Origin of the sequence: Agrococcus lahaulensis DSM 17612, from assembly GCF_000425105.1 — a bacterium.
Taxonomy (GTDB): Bacteria; Actinomycetota; Actinomycetes; order Actinomycetales; family Microbacteriaceae; genus Agrococcus; species Agrococcus lahaulensis.
Genome location: NZ_KE384305.1, coordinates 40,955 through 61,138 on the forward strand (window position 1 = coordinate 40,955; position 20,184 = coordinate 61,138).

24 protein-coding genes are annotated in these 20,184 nt (G+C 72.6%); 12 read left to right on the forward strand and 12 right to left on the reverse strand.

Going from position 1 to position 20,184, the window contains the following annotated elements; genetic code table 11:
• Position 1: 1 nt before the first annotated feature.
• Entirely contained in the window at positions 2 to 814 is an 813-nt protein-coding gene (locus H508_RS0113215) for a Sir2 family NAD-dependent protein deacetylase (protein ID WP_026374405.1), read from the forward strand.
• 19 nt (positions 815 to 833) lie between these two features.
• Here the strand turns inward: H508_RS0113215 and H508_RS0113220 are convergent, their stop codons facing one another.
• Both H508_RS0113220 and H508_RS0113225 read right to left on the reverse strand, forming a co-directional pair.
• Complete coding sequence (locus tag H508_RS0113220; protein WP_026374406.1) at positions 834 to 1,913, reverse strand: glycosyltransferase family 4 protein; 1,080 nt, start codon at positions 1,911 to 1,913, stop codon at positions 834 to 836.
• Positions 1,913 to 2,812 carry an alpha/beta fold hydrolase gene (locus H508_RS0113225; protein WP_245569542.1) on the reverse strand — a complete coding sequence of 300 codons (900 nt, stop codon included), beginning with the start codon at positions 2,810 to 2,812 and terminating at the stop codon, positions 1,913 to 1,915. Before H508_RS0113225 ends, H508_RS0113220 begins: the two co-directional genes overlap by 1 nt.
• A gap of 48 nt (positions 2,813 to 2,860) precedes the next feature.
• Between H508_RS0113225 and H508_RS0113230 the strand changes: the two genes are divergently transcribed.
• Together H508_RS0113230 and H508_RS0113235 are read left to right on the forward strand one after the other, a co-directional pair.
• Positions 2,861 to 3,598: an exonuclease domain-containing protein gene (locus tag H508_RS0113230; RefSeq protein ID WP_084155340.1), complete on the forward strand. Its 738-nt coding sequence runs from the start codon at positions 2,861 to 2,863 to the stop codon at positions 3,596 to 3,598.
• 76 nt (positions 3,599 to 3,674) lie between these two features.
• Positions 3,675 to 4,649 carry a hypothetical protein gene (locus tag H508_RS0113235; protein WP_026374409.1) on the forward strand — a complete coding sequence of 325 codons (975 nt, stop codon included), beginning with the start codon at positions 3,675 to 3,677 and terminating at the stop codon, positions 4,647 to 4,649.
• 118 nt (positions 4,650 to 4,767) lie between these two features.
• Here H508_RS0113235 and H508_RS0113240 read toward each other — a convergent pair whose 3' ends face one another.
• From H508_RS0113240 to glgA, 3 genes are all read right to left on the reverse strand, one after another.
• Positions 4,768 to 5,016 (reverse strand): type B 50S ribosomal protein L31, encoded by a 249-nt coding sequence (locus H508_RS0113240; protein WP_021009443.1) that lies wholly within the window; start codon positions 5,014 to 5,016, stop codon positions 4,768 to 4,770.
• Positions 5,017 to 5,106: 90 nt separating this feature from the next.
• A complete protein-coding gene (locus H508_RS0113245; protein ID WP_026374410.1) occupies positions 5,107 to 5,892 on the reverse strand; it encodes an ABC transporter ATP-binding protein in 786 nt (261 codons plus the stop codon).
• A 10-nt stretch (positions 5,893 to 5,902) separates the two neighbouring features.
• A complete protein-coding gene (glgA, locus tag H508_RS0113250; protein WP_026374411.1) occupies positions 5,903 to 7,102 on the reverse strand; it encodes a glycogen synthase in 1,200 nt (399 codons plus the stop codon).
• 79 nt (positions 7,103 to 7,181) lie between these two features.
• Here glgA and glgC point away from each other — a divergent pair, with 79 nt between their 5' ends.
• Genes glgC through H508_RS0113265 form a run of 3 tightly spaced genes read left to right on the forward strand, consistent with a single transcriptional unit; the run spans position 7,182 to position 9,803 of the window.
• A complete protein-coding gene (gene glgC / locus H508_RS0113255) occupies positions 7,182 to 8,417 on the forward strand; it encodes a glucose-1-phosphate adenylyltransferase (protein WP_026374412.1) in 1,236 nt (411 codons plus the stop codon).
• Entirely contained in the window at positions 8,414 to 9,058 is a 645-nt protein-coding gene (gene serB / locus H508_RS0113260; RefSeq protein ID WP_026374413.1) for a phosphoserine phosphatase SerB, read from the forward strand. Before glgC ends, serB begins: the two co-directional genes overlap by 4 nt.
• A 7-nt stretch (positions 9,059 to 9,065) precedes the next feature.
• Complete coding sequence (locus tag H508_RS0113265; protein WP_026374414.1) at positions 9,066 to 9,803, forward strand: metallophosphoesterase family protein; 738 nt, start codon at positions 9,066 to 9,068, stop codon at positions 9,801 to 9,803.
• Between the two features lie 23 nt (positions 9,804 to 9,826).
• On the opposite strand, the gene fabG is transcribed toward H508_RS0113265, so the two are convergent.
• Entirely contained in the window at positions 9,827 to 10,534 is a 708-nt protein-coding gene (fabG, locus tag H508_RS0113270) for a 3-oxoacyl-ACP reductase FabG (RefSeq protein WP_026374415.1), read from the reverse strand.
• A gap of 94 nt (positions 10,535 to 10,628) precedes the next feature.
• On the opposite strand from fabG, the gene H508_RS16965 reads away from it, so the two are divergent.
• The 3 genes from H508_RS16965 to H508_RS0113285 are packed head-to-tail and all read left to right on the forward strand — an operon-like array spanning position 10,629 to position 12,054.
• Positions 10,629 to 11,009 (forward strand): DUF3099 domain-containing protein, encoded by a 381-nt coding sequence (locus tag H508_RS16965; RefSeq protein WP_084155341.1) that lies wholly within the window; start codon positions 10,629 to 10,631, stop codon positions 11,007 to 11,009.
• The gene (locus H508_RS16475; RefSeq protein WP_245569543.1) at positions 11,006 to 11,257 is read left to right on the forward strand and encodes a hypothetical protein; all 252 of its coding nucleotides are present in this window, start codon (positions 11,006 to 11,008) and stop codon (positions 11,255 to 11,257) included. Before H508_RS16965 ends, H508_RS16475 begins: the two co-directional genes overlap by 4 nt.
• A complete protein-coding gene (locus H508_RS0113285) occupies positions 11,257 to 12,054 on the forward strand; it encodes an SURF1 family cytochrome oxidase biogenesis protein (protein ID WP_035255216.1) in 798 nt (265 codons plus the stop codon). The genes H508_RS16475 and H508_RS0113285 overlap by 1 nt, the downstream gene beginning before the upstream one ends.
• Before the next feature lie 20 nt (positions 12,055 to 12,074).
• On the opposite strand, the gene H508_RS0113290 is transcribed toward H508_RS0113285, so the two are convergent.
• The 3 genes from H508_RS0113290 to H508_RS0113300 all read right to left on the reverse strand — a co-directional run bounded on the left by H508_RS0113290 (position 12,075) and on the right by H508_RS0113300 (position 15,221).
• Positions 12,075 to 12,737 carry a trimeric intracellular cation channel family protein gene (locus H508_RS0113290; RefSeq protein WP_035255219.1) on the reverse strand — a complete coding sequence of 221 codons (663 nt, stop codon included), beginning with the start codon at positions 12,735 to 12,737 and terminating at the stop codon, positions 12,075 to 12,077.
• Between the two features lie 29 nt (positions 12,738 to 12,766).
• Positions 12,767 to 14,377, reverse strand: a complete 1,611-nt coding sequence (locus H508_RS0113295) for an ABC-F family ATP-binding cassette domain-containing protein (RefSeq protein ID WP_026374418.1) — start codon at positions 14,375 to 14,377, stop codon at positions 12,767 to 12,769.
• Between the two features lie 88 nt (positions 14,378 to 14,465).
• Positions 14,466 to 15,221, reverse strand: a complete 756-nt coding sequence (locus tag H508_RS0113300) for an isocitrate lyase/PEP mutase family protein (RefSeq protein ID WP_026374419.1) — start codon at positions 15,219 to 15,221, stop codon at positions 14,466 to 14,468.
• A 37-nt stretch (positions 15,222 to 15,258) separates the two neighbouring features.
• Between H508_RS0113300 and H508_RS0113305 the strand changes: the two genes are divergently transcribed.
• Positions 15,259 to 15,879, forward strand: a complete 621-nt coding sequence (locus H508_RS0113305; RefSeq protein WP_026374420.1) for a biotin transporter BioY — start codon at positions 15,259 to 15,261, stop codon at positions 15,877 to 15,879.
• Positions 15,880 to 15,909: 30 nt separating this feature from the next.
• Here the strand turns inward: H508_RS0113305 and pnuC are convergent, their stop codons facing one another.
• On the reverse strand, positions 15,910 to 16,608 hold the full coding sequence (gene pnuC / locus H508_RS0113310; RefSeq protein ID WP_026374421.1) for a nicotinamide riboside transporter PnuC: 699 nt from the start codon (positions 16,606 to 16,608) through the stop codon (positions 15,910 to 15,912).
• A gap of 51 nt (positions 16,609 to 16,659) precedes the next feature.
• Between pnuC and H508_RS0113315 the strand changes: the two genes are divergently transcribed.
• Complete coding sequence (locus tag H508_RS0113315; protein WP_026374422.1) at positions 16,660 to 18,453, forward strand: DEAD/DEAH box helicase; 1,794 nt, start codon at positions 16,660 to 16,662, stop codon at positions 18,451 to 18,453.
• Complete coding sequence (locus H508_RS0113320) at positions 18,450 to 18,806, forward strand: hypothetical protein (RefSeq protein ID WP_026374423.1); 357 nt, start codon at positions 18,450 to 18,452, stop codon at positions 18,804 to 18,806. Before H508_RS0113315 ends, H508_RS0113320 begins: the two co-directional genes overlap by 4 nt.
• A 266-nt stretch (positions 18,807 to 19,072) precedes the next feature.
• Here H508_RS0113320 and H508_RS0113325 read toward each other — a convergent pair whose 3' ends face one another.
• The gene (locus tag H508_RS0113325) at positions 19,073 to 19,405 is read right to left on the reverse strand and encodes a metal-sulfur cluster assembly factor (protein ID WP_021009460.1); all 333 of its coding nucleotides are present in this window, start codon (positions 19,403 to 19,405) and stop codon (positions 19,073 to 19,075) included.
• Positions 19,405 to 20,163, reverse strand: a complete 759-nt coding sequence (gene sufC, locus H508_RS0113330; RefSeq protein ID WP_021009461.1) for a Fe-S cluster assembly ATPase SufC — start codon at positions 20,161 to 20,163, stop codon at positions 19,405 to 19,407. Before sufC ends, H508_RS0113325 begins: the two co-directional genes overlap by 1 nt.
• Positions 20,164 to 20,184: the final 21 nt, after the last annotated feature.

Sequence of the window (20,184 nt, forward strand, 5' to 3'; positions counted from 1 at the left end):
CGTGCTCGACACAGCCATCGACCTGCTGCGCGGACGCCGCATCGCGGTGGTGACCGGCGCGGGCATCTCGACCGACTCCGGCATCCCCGACTACCGGGGCGAAGGCGCGCCGCCGCGCAACCCCATGCTGTTCGAGACCTTCCTCGCGAGCGTCGACGCGCGACGCCGCTACTGGGCCGGCAGCCACCTCGGCTGGCAGCGCTTCGCCTCGGTGCAGCCCAACGAGGGCCACCGCGCGCTCGCGCGGCTCGAGCGCGCGGGGCTCACGACCGGCATCGCGACGCAGAACGTCGACGACCTGCACGAGCGCGCGGGCTCGACGAACGTCACGCACGTGCACGGGCAGCTGCACACCGTCTCGTGCCTCGACTGCGGCACGACGTTCGACCGGCACCGCATCGCCGACGAGATCGAGCGGCTGAACCCCTGGATCCGGATGCCCGAGCAGGTGCGGCTGCAGCCGGACGGCGACGTCGAGATCGACGCATCGCAGCGCTTCGAGGTGCCCGCGTGCCCCGTGTGCGGCGGCATCCTCAAGCCCGACGTCGTCTTCTTCGGCGAGCTCGTGCCCGTCGACGTCTTCGCCGCGGCGCGCGACATCGTCGCGGCCGGCGAGGTCGTGCTCGTCGCCGGCTCGTCGCTCGTCGTGAACTCCGGCACGCGGCTGCTCGAGGTCGCGCGCCGCGAGGGCGTGCCGATCGTGATCGTCAACCGCGGGCCGACGAAGTGGGACGGCCGTGCGGCGGCGCGCGTCGAGGGCGGCACGAGCGAGACGCTCACCGCGATCGCCGACGCGCTCGGCGCGCCGGCCTGAGGCACGCGGCGTCCGCGGGTCAGCGCGAGCGCCCCCGCGGCGACGCGGCGGCGACCTCCGCGAGGAAGGCGCCGAGCCGCTCCGCCGAGGCGCGCCAGCTGAAGCGCGCGGCCTGCTCCAGGGAGGCGCGCGAGACGGCCGCCCACTCCCCCTCGAGCGCGCGCACGGCGCGAGCGAGCGCATCCGCGTCACCCACCGGGAAGTAGCGCGCCGCGTCGCCCCCGACCTCGCGGAAGATCGCGGTGTCGGCGACGACCGCGGGCACGCCGAGGCTCATCGCCTCGAGCAGCGGGATGCCGAAGCCCTCGTCGCGGGACGCGTGCACGAGCGCCGTCGCGCTCCGCAGCAGCTCGGCGTACTCGGCGTCGGTGACGCCGTCGTGGAAGACGACGGATGCGCCTGCCGCGAGCCGGGTGAGCCGCTCGCGCGTCGCGGGGTCGACGCGGCTGCAGAGGTGCAGCTCGTGCTCGGGCAGCAGGCGGGCGGCGGCGACGAGCGTCTCGACGTCCTTGTAGGGCATGAACGAGCCCATGTAGACGAGCCGCCGCGTGGGCGGCGCCGCGTGCGCGACGGGCTCGCCGAGGGGCGCGAACGCGTTCGGCACCACCGCGACCGGGCGGCGCGTGAGCCGGTGCCGCTCGATGAGGCCGCGGGTCGTCTCGGAGACGGTCGCGACGCCGTCGACGGCGTTCAGCAGCATCCGCTGAGGCGCGAACGAGCGGTGGTAGAGCCGCCACAGCAGCCGCACGGGCGCGGGCAGGTTCGGCGGCGGCGTCGGGTGGCGGTAGTAGATGAGGTCGTGCACGGTCGTCACGAGCGGCCACGCGCGGCCGATCGAGCCGATCGTCTGCATGGGCGAGAACGCCACGTCGGCGGGCACGCGCCGCAGCCGCCACGAGGCGAGGGGCTCGAGCGGGCCGGTCGGCGAGGGGCCGAGCACGTGCGGCAGGCGCGGGAGCATCGCGAGCTGTCGCTCATCGCTCACGAGCATCGTGACGTCGTGGTCGCGCGCGAGCTCGGCGACGAGCTCGGCCGAGAAGCGCGAGATGCCGTCGTGCCGCTCGAGGCGCACGTAGCGGCAGTCGAACAGGATCCGCATCAGCGCGCGGCGCCCTCGGCGAGGAAGCGGCGGATGACCGCGGCGGCCTCGCGCGGCCGCTCGTAGTGCACGAGGTGGCCGGTGCCGCGGAGCACCGCGAGGCGCGCGTCCGGGAAGCGCGCCCGCAGCCGGTGCTGCTCGCGCAGCGGCGTGATGTCGTCGCGGTCGGCGGCGATGAGCTGCACCGGCTGCGCGATGCGGGCGGCGACCTCGCTGACCGTGTGGCGGATGGATGCGTCGAAGGCCTCGAGCACCGACCGGCGCGAGGCGTAGCTCGAGAAGTAGGCGTCGTGCTGCCCGTGGATCCAGGCGCGCAAGCCCCCGTCGCGCGTCTTCGCCATGAACGCGCTCATGCCGCGCACGATCGGCGGCGCGCCGAGCAGCGTGAGGCCCGCGCGCTCGGGCAGGGCAGCCGCGACCCGGTAGTAGCCGAGCGCGAGCGCCGACCCGAGCCGATTGGGGCCCGAGAGCGCGGGCGTCGCGATGGGGTTGACGAGCACGATGCGGCTCGCGTCGAGCCCGCTCGCGGCGGCGTGGGCGACGACGATCGAGCCGAAGGAGTGGCCGAGCACGGCGGCACCCGGCGCCTCGCTCGCGACGAGGGCGCGGAGCCACGCGGCGTAGGCGTCGATGGATGCGGTGGACAGGGCATCCGACTCCCCGAAGCCTGGGAGGTCGGGGATGATGACCCGCATGCCGGGCAGGTGCGCGGCGATCGGCTCGAGCCCGTGGTGGTCACCGCGGAAGCCGTGCACGAAGAGGATCGGGGTCGCATCCGGCTCGCCGTACTCGAACAGCGCGGTGCGGACGCCGTCCACGTCGATCGCGCGCTCGCGCTGCGGGAGCGCGTCGAGCAGCGCCCGGTAGGGCGACGGGCGGGACGCGCGTTCCACTGGCACCGGTCGAGCCTACCCGCGGGTGTGGGCGGTGCGGGCTACCGTGGGCGCATGACGGAGACGAGCGTGCAGCTGCGGAGGCCGATCCTCCAGGTGAGCCCCGAGGCGCCCGATCGCTGGATCGACCGGCTCGCCGTCTTCGACCTCGAGACGACGGGCATCGATCCCGCGCAGTCGCGCATCGTCACCGCGTTCGTCGGCGTGCTCGATGCGAGCGGCGCCGTCATCGAGGGCCGCTACTGGATCGTCGACCCGGGCGTCGAGATCCCGGCCGCGTCGACCGCCGTGCACGGCGTCACGACCGAGCGGGCGCGCGCCGAGGGCGCGCAGGCGCCGATCGCGGTGCAGGAGATCCGCGACGAGCTCGCCCGGCACTTCGCCGCGGGGCTCGCGGTGTGCGCGTTCAACGCCGCCTACGACTTCTCGCTCCTCGCAGCTGAGTGCCGTCGGTACGGCATCGAGCCGCTCGACGCCCGGCCCGTCATCGACCCGATGGTCATCGACCGGCAGGTCGACCGCTACCGCCGCGGCAAGCGCACCCTCTCGGTCGCCGCCGAGGTCTACGGCATCGAGCTCGTCGACGCGCACGACGCGAGCGCCGACGCGATCGCGGCGGGGCGCCTCGCGCAGGTCATGACCGCCCGCTACCCCGAGCTGCGCATCGACCCGATCTCGCTCCACGAGCTCACCGAGCGCTGGGCCGACGAGCAGGCGGCGGGCTTCGAGGAGTTCAAGCGCCGCAGCGACCCCACGTTCAGCGCGGGCCGCGGCTGGCCGCTGCGCGCCTGACGGCCATGCTGCTGGCACGGAACGGCGAGGATGCTGATCGCTCATCGGCGCGGTACCGGCTGCTAGCGTCCAGCTCGTGACGTCTGCAGCGACTGCGGTCGAGTGGTTCCGGATCGACGAGGGCTGGGACCGGTCCCCGATCACCCCTGACCTGGCCGCGGAGCTCTTCGCCCAGCTCGGCACGACCGGGTTGGCGTCCTGGGCGCCGATCACCGGTGTCGAGGTCGTCATCGCCACGTTGAACGGGCGCGCGATCGGTTCCGGCGCCGCCGTCCCGGAGCTCGCAGCATCGGTCGCAGAGCGAACCGGTGCCGAGGTGCAGTGGGGTCGGTTCGCCGGAGGCCCGGACAGTGGCTCCGTCGCTGCCGCAAGGGACCGCGTCACGGGGGCCCAAACCCTGACGACGGCGATCTACGTGCTCCCCACGACGCTGAACGCACTGGGCGTCGATCGGTGGCTACCCACCGATCCCATCCACGCCATCGTGCCGAGCGCCGCAACGCACGTCGTGCTGGAAGGCCGGAGCGTCTTGCTCACTGACGATCCAGCGGCTTGGAACTGGGCGCCGTACGTGCGGCCCGTCGTCGCCGTCACCGCTCACGCGCATGGGTCGATTCTGGAAGTCTTCACGCCGAGCGGCTACCACGAGGGTTGGAAGCACCGCTGGCGCTCCGTGATCGCCGATCTCGATCTCCGCTGGTTGCATGTCCTCCCGTTCGGCGATCCCACGCTCTTTGGCCCCGAGCTGGCCGCGCTGCGTGCCGAACCTCGCTCCTGGCATGGTCTGCATGGCTCGAGCGACGCCACGATCGACCGTGTGCTCGCGGAGCTGGGCAGGAGCCAGGAGGACGCCGCGGCGCTTCGTGCTCTCGCGAGGGAGCCCTGGTCTGAGGCCCTCCCGCACCGACTGATCGGCATACTCGGGCTACCGGCATCCGCCGGAGAACTCCTGCACGAAGGTGCCCCTCCGGATGCCGAGCTCATGCCGATCGGGCAAAGGTGGTCATGGAGGTCGTTGCGACGAGGACGAGGTCGGGCTCTGATGACGTGATGTCTGCGCCTGAGCCGACGTCGTTGCGCGCTGACGAGCACGGAGCGGTGCAGGCTGCGGCGACACGACGGAGGGCGACGAGCCGAAGCCCGTCGCCCTCTCGTGCGTGCTGCTGCGATCAGCCGCCGAAGCCCTTGTAGCGGTTCTTGAACTTCTCGACGCGGCCGGCCGAGTCCATGATGCGCTGCTTGCCCGTGTAGAACGGGTGCGAGGCCGACGAGATCTCGACGTCGATGACCGGGTAGGTCTCGCCGTCGAGCTCGATCGTCTTGTCGCTCGTGATCGTCGAGCGCGTGAGGAACGTCTCGCCCGAGGCGAGGTCGCGGAACACGATCGGGCGGTAGTCGGGGTGGATCTCGGTCTTCATGGGTTTCCTTGGTCGCTCGGGCGCGGAAGTCTTCGGTCGGCGTGCGGGCCGACAGACGAGTGTATCAGGTGGGATCGGCTCTCGGGTGGCTCAGCGCTTCGCGCGCGCCGACCAGCGGCCGCCCTCGTGCGCGACCGCGAGCGGGATGCCGAAGGTCTCGGTGAGGCGCGCATCCGTCAGCACGTCGTCGAGCGGCCCCGCCGCGACGATGCCGCCCTCGCGCAGCAGCATCGCGTGCGTGAAGCCCGGCGGGATCTCCTCGACGTGGTGCGTGACCATGACGATCGCCGGCGCGAGCGGGCTCGAGGCGTACTCCTCGAGCGAAGCGAGGAGCGACTCGCGCGCGCCGAGGTCGAGGCTGCCGGCCGGCTCGTCGAGCAGCATGAGCTCGGGGTCGGTCATCACGGCCCGCGCGATCTGCACGCGCTTGCGCTCCCCGTCGGAGAGCGTGCCGAACGGTCGGGTCGCGAGGGCGCTGAGGTCCCACGCGTCCATGACCTCGGCGGCGCGCTCGAGGTCGAGCGACTCGTACTGCTCGCGCCACCGGCCGGTCACGGCGTAGGCGGCGGTGAGCACGACGTCGCCGACGCGCTCGGAAGCGGGGATGCGGCGCGCGAGCCCCGTGGCCGCGAGGCCGATCCGGGTGCGGAGCTCGAAGACGTCGACCTTGCCGATGCGCTCGCCGAGCACGTGCACCTCGCCGGAGGTGGGGTGCGTCGCGGCGGCCGCCAGCTGCAGGATCGTCGACTTGCCGGCGCCGTTCGGGCCGAGGATGACCCAGCGGTCGGCCTCGTCGACGCTCCAGGAGATGCGGTCGAGGATCCGGTTGCCGTTCCGGACGAAGGAGACATCGCGGAGCTCGAGCACGTTCGCCATGGCTTCGAGCCTATCGACCGGCGCGCTCGGCGATGACGCGCTCGTAGACCTCGCGCGTCTCGGCCGCGATGCGGTGCCAGTCGAAGTGCTCGGCGGCGCGAGCCCGGCCGGCCTCCCCCATGCGCTTCGCGGCCGCGGGATCCGCGACCATGCGCGAGAGCGCGTCCGCGAGGTCGGCGACGAAGCGGTCGGGGTCGGTCGGCGTGCCGGTGCCGTCCTGCACCTGGTCGATCGGCACGAGGTAGCCCGTCTCACCGTCGACGATGACCTCGGGGATGCCGCCGGTCGCGCTCCCGACGACGGGCGCGCCGCACGCCATCGCCTCGAGATTCACGATGCCGAGCGGCTCGTAGACGCTCGGGCACACGAACGTCGTCGCGTGGCTCAGCAGCACCCGCACGTCGTCCCTGGCGAGCACGTCGTCGATCCAGACGACGCCGCCGCGCGCCGACCGGAGCTCCTCGACGAGGCCCTTGACCTCCGCGAGGATCTCCGGCGTGTCGGGCGCCCCGGCGACGAGCACGAGCTGCACGTAATCGGGCAGCGAGCGGGCCGCGCGCAGCAGGTGCGGCAGGCCCTTCTGCCGCGTGATGCGGCCGACGAAGACGACCGCGGGGCGGTCGGGGTCCATGCCGAGCTCGCGCGCGCGATCCGCGTCGGGCAGCGGCGCCCACGCCTCGAGGTCGATGCCGTTGTGGATCGTGACGACCCGCTCGGGATCGAGGGCCGGGTAGGAGCGCAGGATGTCGGCGCGCATGCCGTCGGAGACCGCGATCACGCGGTCGGCGGCCTCGTAGGCGCGCCGCTCGATGTCGCTCGAGATGCGGTAGCCGCCGCCGAGCTGCTCGGCCTTCCACGGGCGCAGCGGCTCGAGCGAGTGCGCGGTGACGATGTGCGGGATGCCGTGCAGCTCCTGGGCGAGCCGGCCCGCCTCGTTCGCGTACCACGTGTGCGAGTGCACGAGGTCGGCGTCGGCGACGGCGTCGGCGATCTGCAGGTCGACCGCGAGCGTCTGCAGCGCGCCGTTCGCGTCGGCGAGCTCCGCGGGCACGTCGTAGGCGGTCACGCCCTCCTCGTCGCGCGGGGCCCCGAAGCACCGCACCCGCACGTCGATCGAGTCGCGGAGCGCCTTGACGAGCTCGGTGACGTGCACCCCCGCTCCCCCGTAGATCTCCGGCGGATACTCCTTCGTGAGCAGGTCGACGCGCATGCCCTCACAGTACGCCAGCGGCTCTCGACGATCATCCGGCTCCTGGTCAGCGTGCAGACAAGAACCGTAGGGTGAGCCCATGGACAAGAAGGTCTTCGGGATCGTGCTCGCCGGCGGCGAGGGCAAGCGGCTCATGCCCCTCACCGCCGACCGGGCGAAGCCGGCGGTGCCGTTCGGCGGCGCCTATCGCCTCATCGACTTCGCGATCTCGAACCTCATCAACTCGAGCCTGCGGCAGATCGTCGTGCTGACGCAGTACAAGTCGCACTCGCTCGACCGCCACATCTCGCAGGTGTGGCGCATGTCGTCGATGCTCAACTCCTACGTCACCTCGGTGCCGGCGCAGCAGCGCACCGGCAAGCACTGGTTCGCGGGCAGCGCCGATGCGATCTTCCAGTCGCTCAACCTCATCGCCGACGAGAAGCCCGACATCGTCGTCGTCGTGGGCGCCGACCACGTCTACCGGATGGACTTCCGCGACATGATCGACGCGCACATCGCCTCGGGAGCGCGCGCGACCGTCGCGGGCATCCGGCAGCCGCTCGAGCTCGCGCACCAGTTCGGCGTCATCGAGGAGGACGACGAGAAGGCGGGCTACATCCGCGCCTTCCACGAGAAGCCCGCCGACGCATCCGCCTTCGCCGTCGCCCCCGGCGAGGTGCTCGCCTCCATGGGCAACTACGTCTTCGACGCCGACGCGCTCGTCGAGGCGGTGATCGCCGACAACCGGCTCGAGGACTCGAACCACGACATGGGCGGCGACATCATCCCGTGGTTCGTCGAGCGCGGCGAGGCCGCGATGTACGACCTCAAGAACAACACCGTGCCGGGCGCGACCGAGCGCGACAAGTACTACTGGCGCGACGTCGGCACGATCGAGTCGTTCTTCGACGCGCACATGGACCTCATCTCGGCGCTGCCGATCTTCAACCTCTACAACCGCGAGTGGCCGATCTACACGCAGACGGTCAACGCGCCGCCGGCGAAGTTCACGAGGGATGCGTGGGGTCGCGCCGCCGACGTCAACGAGGCGATCGTGGGTGCGGGCTCGGTCGTGCAGGGGGCGAGCGTCGTGCGCAGCGTCGTCTCGCCGTGGTGCACGATCGACGCGGGCGCGACCGTGTCGGACGCGATCCTGTTCGACCAGGTGCACGTGGGCGCGGGCGCCGTCGTGCGGCGGGCGATCATCGACAAGGGGGTCGAGATCGGCCCCGGCGTGCAGATCGGCGTCGACCACGAGGCCGACCTCGCGCGCGGCTTCTCCATCTCCGCCTCCGGCATCGTCACGGTGCCGAAGGGCTCGACGATCCTGTGACGGCGGCACCGCTGCTCGTCGTCACCGACGTCGACTCGACGCTCATCCGCGACGAGGTCATCGAGCTGCTCGCGCGCGCGGTCGGGCCTGACGCCGAGCGGCACGTCGCGGCCGTCACCGAGCGCGCGATGCGCGGCGAGCTCGACTTCGCCGCCTCGCTCGCCGAGCGCCTGCTCATGCTCGAGGGGCTGCCGGTCTCGGTGCTCGACGCGGCCCGCGAGCAGGTGACGGTCACCGACGGCGTCCCGGAGCTCATCGCCGAGGTGCATGCGCGCGGCGGCCGCATCGCGGCGGTCTCGGGCGGCTTCCACGAGGTGCTCGACCCGCTCGCGGCCGAGCTCGGCATCGACCACGCGCGCGCGAACCGGCTCGAGGTCGCGGATGGGCGGCTCACCGGCCGCTCGATCGGCCCCGTCATCGACGGCGCGGCCAAGCGCGACACGCTCGAGTCGCTGCGGCTGAACCTCGGCGTGCCGCGCGAGCGCGTCATGGCGGTCGGCGACGGCGCGAACGACGTCCTCATGATGGAGGCGGCGGGCATCTCGGTCGCCTTCTGCGCGAAGCCGCTCGTGCGCGAGGTGGCGACCAACGCGATCGACGTGCCCGACTTCCGCGAGCTCATCCCGATCCTGCCGGGCTGAGGCGCCCGTGGCCCCTCCCGCCGAGCGCGTCGCGATCGTCTCCGACATGCACGGCAACCTGACGGCGTTCGAGGCCGTGCTCGCCGACGCGCGGCGGCGCGGGGCGGATGCGGTGTGGTGCGGCGGCGACCTCGTCGGCAAGGGGCCGCGGGGCCGGGCGGTCGTCGAGCTCGCGCGCGAGGCCTGCGATGTCGTCGTGCGCGGCAACTGGGACGAGGCGGTCGCGACCCCGGAGCGCTCGCCGTGGACGGCGCCCGCGTGGTACCGCGACGAGCTCGGCGCCGACGCCCTCGCGTGGCTCGCCGCGCTGCCGTTCCATCACGACGCGCTGCTGGGCTCCCGCCTCGTGCGCCTCTTCCACGCATCCGCCGACTCCGTCCACCACCGCGTGCGCTCGGACGCCGACGACGCGACGTACGACGCCATGTTCGAGGCGACGGATGCGACGGGTGCCGTGCCGCGCGCCGACGTCGTCGCGTACGGCGACCTGCACGACCAGTGGCTCGACATCCGCCGCGGCCGGTGGCTGCTGAACGTCGGCAGCGCCGGCAACGAGCTCGACGGCGACCCGACCGCGGCGTACGCGCTGCTCGAGGCGGGCGACGCCGGCGCTCTCTCGGTGCAGTTCGTGCGAGTGCCCTATGACATCGAGGCCGAGATCGCCGTCGCGCGCGCCGCCGGCATCCCGTTCCTCGAGCACTGGATCGCCGAGCTGCGCACGGGCGTCTACCAGCGCCGCGCCTGAGCGCCGCGGCCGCCGGACGTCGGCTAGTGGCCCATGCCGAGGCCGCCGTCGACGGGGATGACGGCACCGGAGATGTAGGCGGCCTCGTCGCCCGCGAGCCAGCGCACGACCCCGGCGACCTCCTCGGCGCTGCCGTAGCGCGCCGCGGGAATCGCCGCCTTGTACTCGGCCTGCGTCTTCTCGTCGAGCTCCGCCGTCATGTCGGTCGCGATGAAGCCGGGCGCCACGACGTTCGCCGTGATGCCGCGGGCGCCGAGCTCGCGCGTGATCGAGCGGGCGATGCCGACCAGGCCCGCCTTCGAGGCGGCGTAGTTGACCTGACCGGGCCCGCCGTAGAGGCCGACGACGCTCGAGATGAGGATGACGCGGCCCCACTTGGCCCGCAGCATGCCCTTCGAGGCGCGCTGCGCGACGCGGAACGCGCCGCCGAGGTTCGTGTCGACGACCGCCGCGAAGTCCTCCTCGCTCATGCGCATGAGCAGCGTGTCGCGCGTGATGCCCGCGTTCGCGACGACGACCTCGACCGGGCCGAGCTCCTGCTCGATGCGCGTGAAGGCTGCGTCGATCGAGGCCGCATCCGTCACGTCCGCCGCGACCGCGAGCGCGCCCTCAGGGCCCGAGCCGTCGCGCGAGGTGATCGCGACGCGGTGACCGACGTCGAGGAAGGACTGGGCGATCGCGCGGCCGATGCCGCGGTTGCCGCCGGTGACGAGCACGGTGCGAGGGGTCATGCGAGCCAGCCTAGAAGACCGGGCGATCCGAGGAGGCGGGGCGGCCCGAAAGACAGGGCTGGCGCAAAGGGCGCGCGCGTAGAGTGGTGAGGCCATGCGAGCACGGTCCGCGTCGATCACCGACCTCCCGATCTCCCCAGACGAGGATCGTGAGAGGCGCTTCCGCATGTACCTGTACATGATGCTGGTGCGCGTCGGCTGCCTCGGCATCTTCTTCGTCGTGCCCGGCTGGTGGAAGCTCGCGCCGGCGCTCGTCGCCGTGCTCATCCCCTACTTCGCGGTCGTGGTCGCCAACGTCTCGACGCACGCGCCCGTCGAGGTGCGAGAGGCCCCCAACGCGCTGCCCGCCGGGCCGTCCGGCGCGAGCGGCTACGCCGACGACGAGCGCATGTGGCGCGGCCCCGCTGCTCCGGATCCGCTCGCTGGCTCGGCTCCTGCCGACCGCGACGGACCTGCCGAGGGAGCCGGCCGATGAGCCTGCTCGGCATGCTCGACGGCGGCGCCGGCACGCCGGACCCGACCGCCGTGTGCTCCGCGGCCGGGTGCTCGGCCGCGGCCTCGCACGCCCTGCACTGGCGCAACCCGCGCATCCACGACGCCGACCGCGTGAAGACGTGGGCGGCGTGCGCCGAGCACCGCGAGAGCCTCGCCGCGTGGCTGCGCTCGCGCGGCTTCCCCGTCGTCGAGACCGCGTTCGGCGAGACGGTCGAGCGAGTCGCCTGATGCTCACCCTCCTCCGCCAGCCCCGCTGGCTCGGCTACGTCGCGCTGGCGACGATCTTCGCGGTCGCGTGCTGCCTCTTCGGCGTCTGGCAGTGGAACCGCCGCGAGGAGGCGCTCGCCGCGATCGAGCGGCTCGAGTCGAACTACGACCGCTCGCCCGTCGCGGTGGCCGAGGCCATCGCCGATCCAGCGGCGTTCGACCCAGCCAAGCAGTGGACGCCTGTCGTGCTCGAGGGCGAGTACCTGCTCGACGAGCAGCTGCTGCTGCGCGGCCGCTGGCGCGGCGGCGAGGTCGGCTTCGACGTCATCGCGCCGTTCCGCACGACCGATGGCACCGTCTTCGTCGTCGACCGCGGCTGGATCGACCAGGCCTCGGGCGCCGAGCGGCCCGTCACCGAGCCCGCGACCCCAGCTGGGCCGACGACCGTCGTCGCGCGGCTGCGCCCGAACGAGGGCGACATCCCCGGGCGCGGCGCACCCGAGGGGCAGATCGCATCCGTCAACCTCCCCGCGATCGCGGAGGGCATCGACGGGGAGGCCTACGTCGGCGCCTACGGGCTGCTCGTGAGCGAGGACGGCGATGCGCCGACCGACGTCGCGATCGCCACGCGCCCTGTGCTCGACGAGGGCCCGCACCTCTCCTACACGCTGCAGTGGTTCGTCTTCGCGCTCTTCGGCTACGCGGCCGTCGCGTGGGGCATGCGCGAGGAGCTGCGCGGGGACGCCCCGCCGCCGAAGCCGAAGCGCGAGCGGCGCTCCGACGCCGACGTCGAGGACGACATCCTGGACCGCGCCTGACGGCTCGAGGGAGATGCGGGTCAGTCGCGGACCGTCGGGATCGCCTGCGTCTTGAGGGACGGCACGCGCCAGTCGAGCAGCTCGCTCGCGATGCGCAGCGCGCAGACGACGAGCGCGATGCCGGTCAGCACCGCCCAGTGCCCCCAGCCGAGCCACTCGGCCGTCGCCGCGGCGCTCGAGCCGAGCAGCGCCGGCAGCAGGTAGAGCCGCGAGTCGCGCCGGAACACCGCGGGGATGTCGTTGGCGAGCGCGTCGCGCAGGATGCCGCCGCCGATGCCCGTGAGCATGCCGACGAACGCCGCGCCGACCGGGTCGACGCCGTGGTGCACGGCCTTGGTCGCTCCCGCCACGACGAAGATGCCGAGGCCGATCGCGTCGAAGATGAGCACGGGCCGGTCGAGCTTGTCCATCCACCGGTGCAGGAGGAAGACGGCGAGCGCGCCGAGCAGTGCGGCGCCGATCATCCACCACTCCTGCAGGACGGCGACGGGCGTCGCCCCGATCAGCAGGTCGCGCAGCATGCCGCCGCCGGTGGCGGTGACGACGGCGAGGCCCGCCATGCCGACGAGGTCCATGCGCTTCTGCACCGCGAGCAGCGCGCCCGAGATCGCGAACGCGACGATGCCGATCGCGTTGAGCGCGCCGCCGACCGCCGACAGCCAGCCGACCGGCTCATCGAGCATGCGGGTCCTCCCTCGCGCCTGCGGCCAGGCTAGGCCAGGCCGATGAGGTCGAGGTACTCGGGGCTCCAGAGGTCCTCGGTGCCGTCGGGCATGATGAGCACCCGCTCGGGGTCGAGCGCCTCGACGGCGCCCTCGTCGTGGCTCACCAGGATGACGGCGCCCTCGTAGGCGCTGAGCGCGCCGAGGATCTCCTCGCGGCTCGCGGGGTCGAGGTTGTTCGTCGGCTCGTCGAGCAGCAGCAGGTTGGCGCTCGAGACGACGAGCATCGCGAGCGAGAGGCGGGTCTTCTCGCCGCCCGAGAGCACGCGCGCGGGCTTGTCGGCGTCGTCGCCCGTGAAGAGGAACGAGCCGAGCACGCGGCGCGCCTCGGTCGAGGTGATGTCGGGCGACGCCGAGAGCATGTTCTGCAGCACGGAGCGCTCGACGTCGAGCGTCTCGTGCTCCTGCGCGTAGTAGCCGACGCGCAACCCGTGGCCGCGCTCGATCTCGCCCGTGTCGCTCTCCGAGACGCCCGCGAGGATCCGCAGGAGCGTCGTCTTGCCCGCGCCGTTGAGGCCCAGGATGACGACCCTCGAGCCGCGGTCGACCGCGAGGTCGACGGCCGTGAAGATCTCGAGCGAGCCGTACGACTTCGACAGGTCGCGCGCCATGATGGGCGTCTTCCCCACCGGTGCCGGCTTCGGGAAGCGCAGCTTCGCCACCCGGTCGACCGCGTGCTCCTCCTCGAGCCCGGAGCGCATCCGCTCGGCCCGGCGCGCCATCTGCTTGGCCGCGACGGCCTTCGTCGCCTTCGCGCCCATCTTCGCCGCCTGCAGCTCGAGCTGGCTCGCCTGCTTCTCGACGTTCGCGCGCTCGCGCTTGCGGCGCTCGGCATCGGCCTCGCGCTGCCGCAGGTAGAGCTTCCACGACATGTTGTAGATGTCGATGACCTGGCGGTTCGCGTCGAGGTAGAAGACGCGGTTGACGGTCTCCTCGACGAGCTCGACGTCGTGGCTGATGACCATGAGCCCGCCCGAGTAGCCCTTGAGGAACTCGCGCAGCCACACGACCGAGTCGGCGTCGAGGTGGTTCGTCGGCTCGTCGAGCAGCATCGTGTCGGCGCCCGAGAAGAGGATGCGCGCGAGCTCGATGCGGCGTCGCTGGCCGCCGGAGAGCGTCTCGAGGGGCTGGTCGAGGATGCGGTCGGGCAGCTGCAGGTTCGACGCGATCGCCGCGCCCTCGGCCTCGGCCGCGTAGCCGCCGAGCGCGAGGAAGCGGTCCTCGAGGCGGCCGTAGCGGCGCATCGCCTCGTCGGCGACCGAGCCGCCCTCACCCATCTGCTCGGTCGCGAGGCGCATGCCCTCGACGAGCTCGCCGAGGCCGCGGGCGTCGAGGATGCGTCGGCGCGCGGTCTGCTTCGGGTCACCCGAGCGCGGGTCCTGCGGCAGGTAGCCGATCTCGCCCGAGCGCTCGATGCGGCCCGAGAAGGTGTGGCCGTCGCGGTCGTCGCTCACGCCCGCGAGCACCTTCGTCATGGTCGTCTTGCCGGCGCCGTTGCGGCCGACGAGGCCGATCTTGTCGCCCGCGTCGATGCGGAACGAGACGTCGCTCATGAGGGTGCGCGGGCCCACCGAGAGCTCGAAGCCTGACACGGCGATCATGCGCGCGGGAGCCTCTCTGATGGGGATGGGGGTGGCGGGTCCGTCGAGCGGACCAGCCCACCAGCCTACCAGCGACCGGCGCGCAGCCTCAGCGCCAGGGACGGGCGAGCTCCCCGATGAGGTCGGTGAGCGCCGCCTGCAGCAGTGGGCCGAAGCTCACGCGGCGCGCGCCGCCCGCGCGCGTCGCCGCGAGGTCGCCGAAGATCGATCCGCGCACGGGGTGCGCGGTGACGTTGACGGGCAGCGAGACGCGCTCGAGGATCGCACCGAGGGCCGCCTTGCTCGGCGGCACCACCGGGTAGAGGCTGCGCGCGCCGGCCTGCTCCATGAGCTCGCAGCGAGCGATCGCCTCCTCGAGCGGGTCGCGACCGTGCAGGTGGGGGCGAGCGAACGCATCCGTGCGTGCATTGATGACGACGTCGACGCCCGCGGCGTCCGCGGCGGCGCGGAGCCCCGCGATGTAGTCGGCGTGCTCCTGCGGCTCGCGCATGCGGCCCTCGGCGTGCACGGTGTCCTCGACGTTGAGCCCGACCGCGCCGGCCTCGAGCAGCCGCTCGATGAGCTCGGCGGGCGGCGCGCCGTAGCCCGACTCCATGTCGGCGCTCACGGGCACGTCGACGGATGCGGTGATGCGCTCGATGCCCTCGAGCGCGTCGTCGAGGCTCATGCCCTCGTTGTCGCCCTGCCCGCGCGACTCGGCGAGTGGGTGGCTGCCGATCGTGAGCGCCTCGAAGCCGGCGGCGACGAGCGTGCGCGCCGACCACGCGTCCCACGCGGTCGGCAGCACGACGAAGTCGTCGTGCATGGTGAGGAGGGCGGTGGCCTTGCCGGCGAGATCGCTCATGCCGGGATCCTACGAGCCGCGGCCCTACAGTGGCTCCATGACCTCTGTCGCGCTCCCGCTCCCCCGCCGCACCGTTCTCGCCGACGCGCTCGTCGGTCACCGCTCGCTCATCAAGGACGTCCTGCTCGTCGCCGCCGGCATCACCGTCGTCGCGGCGCTCGCGCAGGCCGAGATCCCGATGTGGCCCGTGCCCGTCACGGGGCAGACGCTCGGGGTCATGCTCGTCGCCGCGTCGCTCGGCTTCCGCCGCGGCGTCGCCGCGATGGTCGGCTACCTCGCGCTCGGCGTCGCCGGTGCGCCGATCTTCGCCGGCTTCACGGGCGGCCTGCTCGCGGTCGGCAAGCCGAGCTTCGGCTTCATCATCGGCTTCATCGCGACCGCTGCGGTCGTCGGCTGGCTCGCGGAGCGGCGCTGGGACCGTCGCCCGCTGCTCGCGATCGCGCTCTTCGGCCTCGCGAGCCTCATCCCGTTCGCCTTCGGCATCCCCTACATGGCGGCCGTGCTCGCGGCGATGGGCACGCCCGTCGGGATCGCGGGCGCGCTGCAGCTCGGCTTCGTGCCGTTCATCGTCGGCGGCATCGTGAAGTGGGCGCTCGCGGCGGCGATCATGCCCGCCGCGTGGGCCGGCGCGCGCCGCATCGACCGCTCGATCGACTGACGACGACCGCCCGGGCTCGACGCCGCAGCGTCAGCGGTCGGCGCGCTCGACCCGCGGATCCGGCAGCAGCACCTCGACCGAGGGCTTCCGGCGCGCCCGCGCCCAGACGACGAACCCCCACACCGTGAACCCGCCGTAGAAGGCGTACATCGCCGCCGTCGCCCAGTAGCCGGCAGACAGCAGCAGCGGCACGCCGACGAGGTCGACGAGCACCCAGATGAGCCAGAACTCCGTCCAGCCGCGCGCCATCCCGTAGGTCGCGAGCAGCGAGCCGACGAAGGTCCAGGCGTCGGCCCACACGGGCTCGTAGGATCCGAGCGCCGCGAAGAGCGGCGTGAGGGCGACCGTACCGACCACGAGCACGACGCCGAGTCCAGTGCGCTCCCGCCACGTGGCCCAGCGCGGCACGATCTGCCCGTCGGCGGCGCGCGCCTGCCGCCAGCGCACCCAGCCGTAGACCGCGACCGCGATGAACATCACCTGCCGGCCGGCTTGGCCGAGCAGCGTGGGCAGGGTGTGGGCCGGGTCGAGGATCGCGCCGAGGAAGACCGTGAGCAGCAGCACGTTGCCGACGATGCCCACGGGCCACGCCCAGACGCGCCGCAGCATGCCGCCCACCGCGCTCGCGAGTCCGAAGGCGTTGCCCACGACCTCGCGCAGCAGCAGCTCCTGCCCTCCGCCCACGGGGATCGTCGCGCCGTAGATCGCGGCGAGCCAGTCGAGGTCCATCCCTCCAGCGTAGGTCCGCGCGAGGCTCGCGCAGCGCGTAGCGTTGGAGGCATGACCGACACGCAGACCGCACCCGCCGCCGACGAGGGCGATCGCGCGACCTTCGCCGCACTGGGCCTGCCGCCCGAGATCCTGCGCGCGCTCGACGACGTCGGCTACGAGACGCCCTCCGCGATCCAGGCCGAGACGATCCCGCTCCTGCTCCAGGGCCGCGACATCATCGGCCTCGCCCAGACGGGCACGGGCAAGACGGCCGCCTTCGCGCTGCCGGTGCTCTCGGCGATCGACGTCGCCCGGCGCGAGCCGCAGGCGCTCGTGCTCACCCCGACGCGCGAGCTCGCTGTGCAGGTGTGCGAGGCGTTCGAGCGCTACGCGGCGCATCTCGGCGGCGTGCACGTGCTGCCGATCTACGGCGGCCAGGGCTACGGCGTGCAGCTCTCTGCGCTCCGCCGCGGCGTGCACGTGGTCGTCGGCACACCGGGCCGCATCATGGACCACCTCGCGAAGGGCACGCTCGACCTCTCGAGCCTCACCCACGTCGTGCTCGACGAGGCCGACGAGATGCTCCGGATGGGCTTCGCCGAGGACGTGGACGAGATCCTTCAGCAGACGCCCGCGGAGAAGCAGGTGGCCCTCTTCTCGGCCACGATGCCGCGACAGATCCGGGCCATCTCGCAGCAGCACCTGCGCGAGCCCGCCGAGGTCACGGTGCGCGCGAGCACGACGACGGCCCCGAGCATCACCCAGCGAGCGCTCATGGTCTCGTACCAGCAGAAGCTCGAGGCGCTCACGCGCGTGCTCGAGGTCGAGCCGTTCGAGGCGGCGATCGTCTTCACGCGCACGCGCAACGAGACCGAGACGGTCGCGGAGCGCCTGCGCGCGCGCGGCTACGCGGCGACCGCCATCTCGGGCGACGTCGCCCAGCCGCAGCGCGAGAAGACGATCGAGCAGCTCCGCTCGGGGGACCTCGACGTGCTCGTCGCGACGGACGTCGCCGCGCGCGGCCTCGACGTGGAGCGCATCAGCCACGTCATCAACTACGACCTGCCGATCGACACCGAGTCGTACGTGCACCGGATCGGCCGCACCGGCCGCGCGGGCCGCACGGGCGACGCGATCAGCTTCGTCACGCCGCGCGAGCGGCGGATGCTGAGCGCGATCGAGAAGGCGACGCGCGGCACGGTCGAGATCATGCCGATGCCGAGCGCGGGCGAGGTGAACGCGACGCGCCTCGCGCGCTTCGACGACGCCATCACTGCCGCCCTCGGCGAGACGGAGCGCATCGAGCGCTTCCGGGAAATCATCGCGCACTACGTCGCGCACCACGACGCGCAGCAGGAGGACGTCGCCGCCGCGCTCGCCGTCGTCGCGCAGGGCGACACGCCGCTGCTGCTCGACGCGGAGGCGGACCGCGCGCTCCAGGCGCCCAAGGAGCGCGCCCGCGACCGCGATCGCGACGCGGGCGGCGACCGTCCCGAGCGCGGCTCGCGCCGCGGCCCGTCGGACGCGACGACCTACCGGCTCGCCGTCGGGAGCAAGCGCGGCGTGGAGCCGCGGCAGATCGTCGGCGCGCTCGCGAACGAGGGCGGCCTCGGTCGCGACGACTTCGGGCGCATCACGATCCGCTACGACTTCACGCTCGTCGAGCTGCCGGAGCTCTCCCCCGGTCAGCTCGAGCGGCTCTCGCAGACGCGCATCCTCGGCGTGCCGATCGACATCCGTGTCGACACCGGCCGTCGCGAGCGCGACGAGCGCGGTCCGCGCCGCGACCGCGACGATCGGGCGCCCCGCCGGGAGCGCGACGAGCGGCCGCCGCGCAAGCCGCGCCACGGGCGGGATCGGTGACCCGGGAGGCCACCGCCGACCCCTCGCCCGGCAGGCGGGCGAGCCTCGAGGTGCTGCGCGCCGAGGCTGCGGACGAGCGCTCGGTACTCGTCGAGGAGCGCTTGCGATCCGGTGAGGACCCGTGGGAGTTCATGTCGCAGCTGCCGAGCGTCGACGAGCTCGTCGTGCTGCTCCTGCGGTCTGAGCGGATCCTCCCGCCGCATGCCGTGCGCCCCGATCACGAGGTGAGCGACCGAGTGCTCCGGCGCATCGTCGACGACTACCCGCAGCTCGCGCCGACGGTCTGGTCGATGCTCGAGCCGGCCGAGCCGGAGCGGGCGTGGGCGCCGCGCGTGCGGCGCGACGCCGCGTGACCGCTGCCGGCTGATCGCCTCTCCGGTGGGATCTTCAACCGGAGAGCTGCTGGGGCGCGACACATATCGGCTCGCCCTACCGGCTATCCGGTTGAAGACCGCTCCGCCGCCTCAGACCGCGACGAAGGGGACGACCGTCGTGGTCGTCCCCTTCGTGCGCAGTGAAGCCGAGCTCGCTCGCTCCCGCTTGCGACGGCGCTAGGCCGGACGGTCCACTGGACCGTCCGGGTCCTGCTGCCTCGGCTCCGAGCCGACCTCGGCGGAAGCTAGATCGTAAAACCTAGCGCCCTCATCATCTCGCGGCCGTCCTCCGTGATGCGCTCCGGGCCCCACGGCGGCATCCACACCCAGTTGATGCGGAACTGCTCGACGATGCCGTCGAGCTTCTCGGCGATCTCCGACTCGATGACGTCGGTGAGCGGGCACCCCGCCGACGTGAGCGTCATCGAGATGACGAGCGCGTCCTGCTCGTCATCCCACGCGAGGTCGTAGACGAGGCCCAGGTCGACGATGTTGACGTCGAGCTCCGGGTCGACGACGTCCTTGAGCGCGTCGGTGACCGCGTCGAACTTCGCCGCATCGATCTCGACGAGTGCCATCAGACGCCTGCCTTGAGGTAGCGGTCGTAGCCCTCCTCCTCGAGCCGGTCGGCGAGCTCGCGGCCGCCCTGCTCGGCGATCCGTCCGTTCACGAACACGTGCACGTGGTCGGGCTGGATGTAGCGGAGGATGCGCGTGTAGTGCGTGATGAGGAGCACACCGAGGCCCGTCTCCCCCTTGATGCGGTTGACGCCCTCGGAGACGATGCGCAGCGCGTCGACGTCGAGGCCCGAGTCGGTCTCGTCGAGGACGGCGAAGCGCGGGCGGAGGAGCTCCATCTGGAGGATCTCGTGGCGCTTCTTCTCGCCGCCCGAGAAGCCCTCGTTGACGTTGCGCTCGCCGAACGACGGGTCCATGCGCAGCTTCTCCATCGCGCCGCGCACGTCGCCGATCCACTCGCGCACGCGCGGGGCCTCGCCGGAGATGGCGGTCTTCGCGGTGCGGAGGAAGTTCGAGACGGTCACGCCGGGGATCTCGACCGGGTACTGCATCGCGAGGAACAGGCCGGCGCGAGCGCGCTCGTCGACGCTCATCTCGAGCACGTCCTCGCCGTCGAGCGTGATGGAGCCGCCGTCGACGGTGTAGCGGGGGTGGCCCGCGAGCGTGTACGCGAGGGTCGACTTGCCGGAGCCGTTCGGCCCCATGATCGCGTGGATCTCGTCGGAGTTGATGGTGAGATCGACTCCGCGGAGGATCTCCTTGCTGCCCTGCTCGGTCTCGATCGAGACACGCAGGTCCTTGATGTCCAGGACGCTCATCGCGCTTCCTTCCTTCGCGGC

What these genes read in the sequence shown, in the direction of transcription:
- H508_RS16965 (WP_084155341.1), top strand. Translation starts at nt 10,629, where the DNA reads ATGCGAGCACGGTCCGCGTCGATCACCGACCTCCCGATCTCCCCAGAC.
- H508_RS0113305 (WP_026374420.1), top strand. Translation starts at nt 15,259, where the DNA reads ATGACCTCTGTCGCGCTCCCGCTCCCCCGCCGCACCGTTCTCGCCGAC.
- sufC (WP_021009461.1), bottom strand. Translation starts at nt 20,163, where the DNA reads ATGAGCGTCCTGGACATCAAGGACCTGCGTGTCTCGATCGAGACCGAG.
- H508_RS0113290 (WP_035255219.1), bottom strand. Translation starts at nt 12,737, where the DNA reads ATGCTCGATGAGCCGGTCGGCTGGCTGTCGGCGGTCGGCGGCGCGCTC.
- glgC (WP_026374412.1), top strand. Translation starts at nt 7,182, where the DNA reads ATGGACAAGAAGGTCTTCGGGATCGTGCTCGCCGGCGGCGAGGGCAAG.
- H508_RS16475 (WP_245569543.1), top strand. Translation starts at nt 11,006, where the DNA reads ATGAGCCTGCTCGGCATGCTCGACGGCGGCGCCGGCACGCCGGACCCG.
- pnuC (WP_026374421.1), bottom strand. Translation starts at nt 16,608, where the DNA reads ATGGACCTCGACTGGCTCGCCGCGATCTACGGCGCGACGATCCCCGTG.
- fabG (WP_026374415.1), bottom strand. Translation starts at nt 10,534, where the DNA reads ATGACCCCTCGCACCGTGCTCGTCACCGGCGGCAACCGCGGCATCGGC.
- glgA (WP_026374411.1), bottom strand. Translation starts at nt 7,102, where the DNA reads ATGCGCGTCGACCTGCTCACGAAGGAGTATCCGCCGGAGATCTACGGG.
- H508_RS0113230 (WP_084155340.1), top strand. Translation starts at nt 2,861, where the DNA reads ATGACGGAGACGAGCGTGCAGCTGCGGAGGCCGATCCTCCAGGTGAGC.
- H508_RS0113220 (WP_026374406.1), bottom strand. Translation starts at nt 1,913, where the DNA reads ATGCGGATCCTGTTCGACTGCCGCTACGTGCGCCTCGAGCGGCACGAC.
- H508_RS0113240 (WP_021009443.1), bottom strand. Translation starts at nt 5,016, where the DNA reads ATGAAGACCGAGATCCACCCCGACTACCGCCCGATCGTGTTCCGCGAC.
- H508_RS0113325 (WP_021009460.1), bottom strand. Translation starts at nt 19,405, where the DNA reads ATGGCACTCGTCGAGATCGATGCGGCGAAGTTCGACGCGGTCACCGAC.
- H508_RS0113315 (WP_026374422.1), top strand. Translation starts at nt 16,660, where the DNA reads ATGACCGACACGCAGACCGCACCCGCCGCCGACGAGGGCGATCGCGCG.
- H508_RS0113245 (WP_026374410.1), bottom strand. Translation starts at nt 5,892, where the DNA reads ATGGCGAACGTGCTCGAGCTCCGCGATGTCTCCTTCGTCCGGAACGGC.
- H508_RS0113295 (WP_026374418.1), bottom strand. Translation starts at nt 14,377, where the DNA reads ATGATCGCCGTGTCAGGCTTCGAGCTCTCGGTGGGCCCGCGCACCCTC.
- H508_RS0113285 (WP_035255216.1), top strand. Translation starts at nt 11,257, where the DNA reads ATGCTCACCCTCCTCCGCCAGCCCCGCTGGCTCGGCTACGTCGCGCTG.
- H508_RS0113300 (WP_026374419.1), bottom strand. Translation starts at nt 15,221, where the DNA reads ATGAGCGATCTCGCCGGCAAGGCCACCGCCCTCCTCACCATGCACGAC.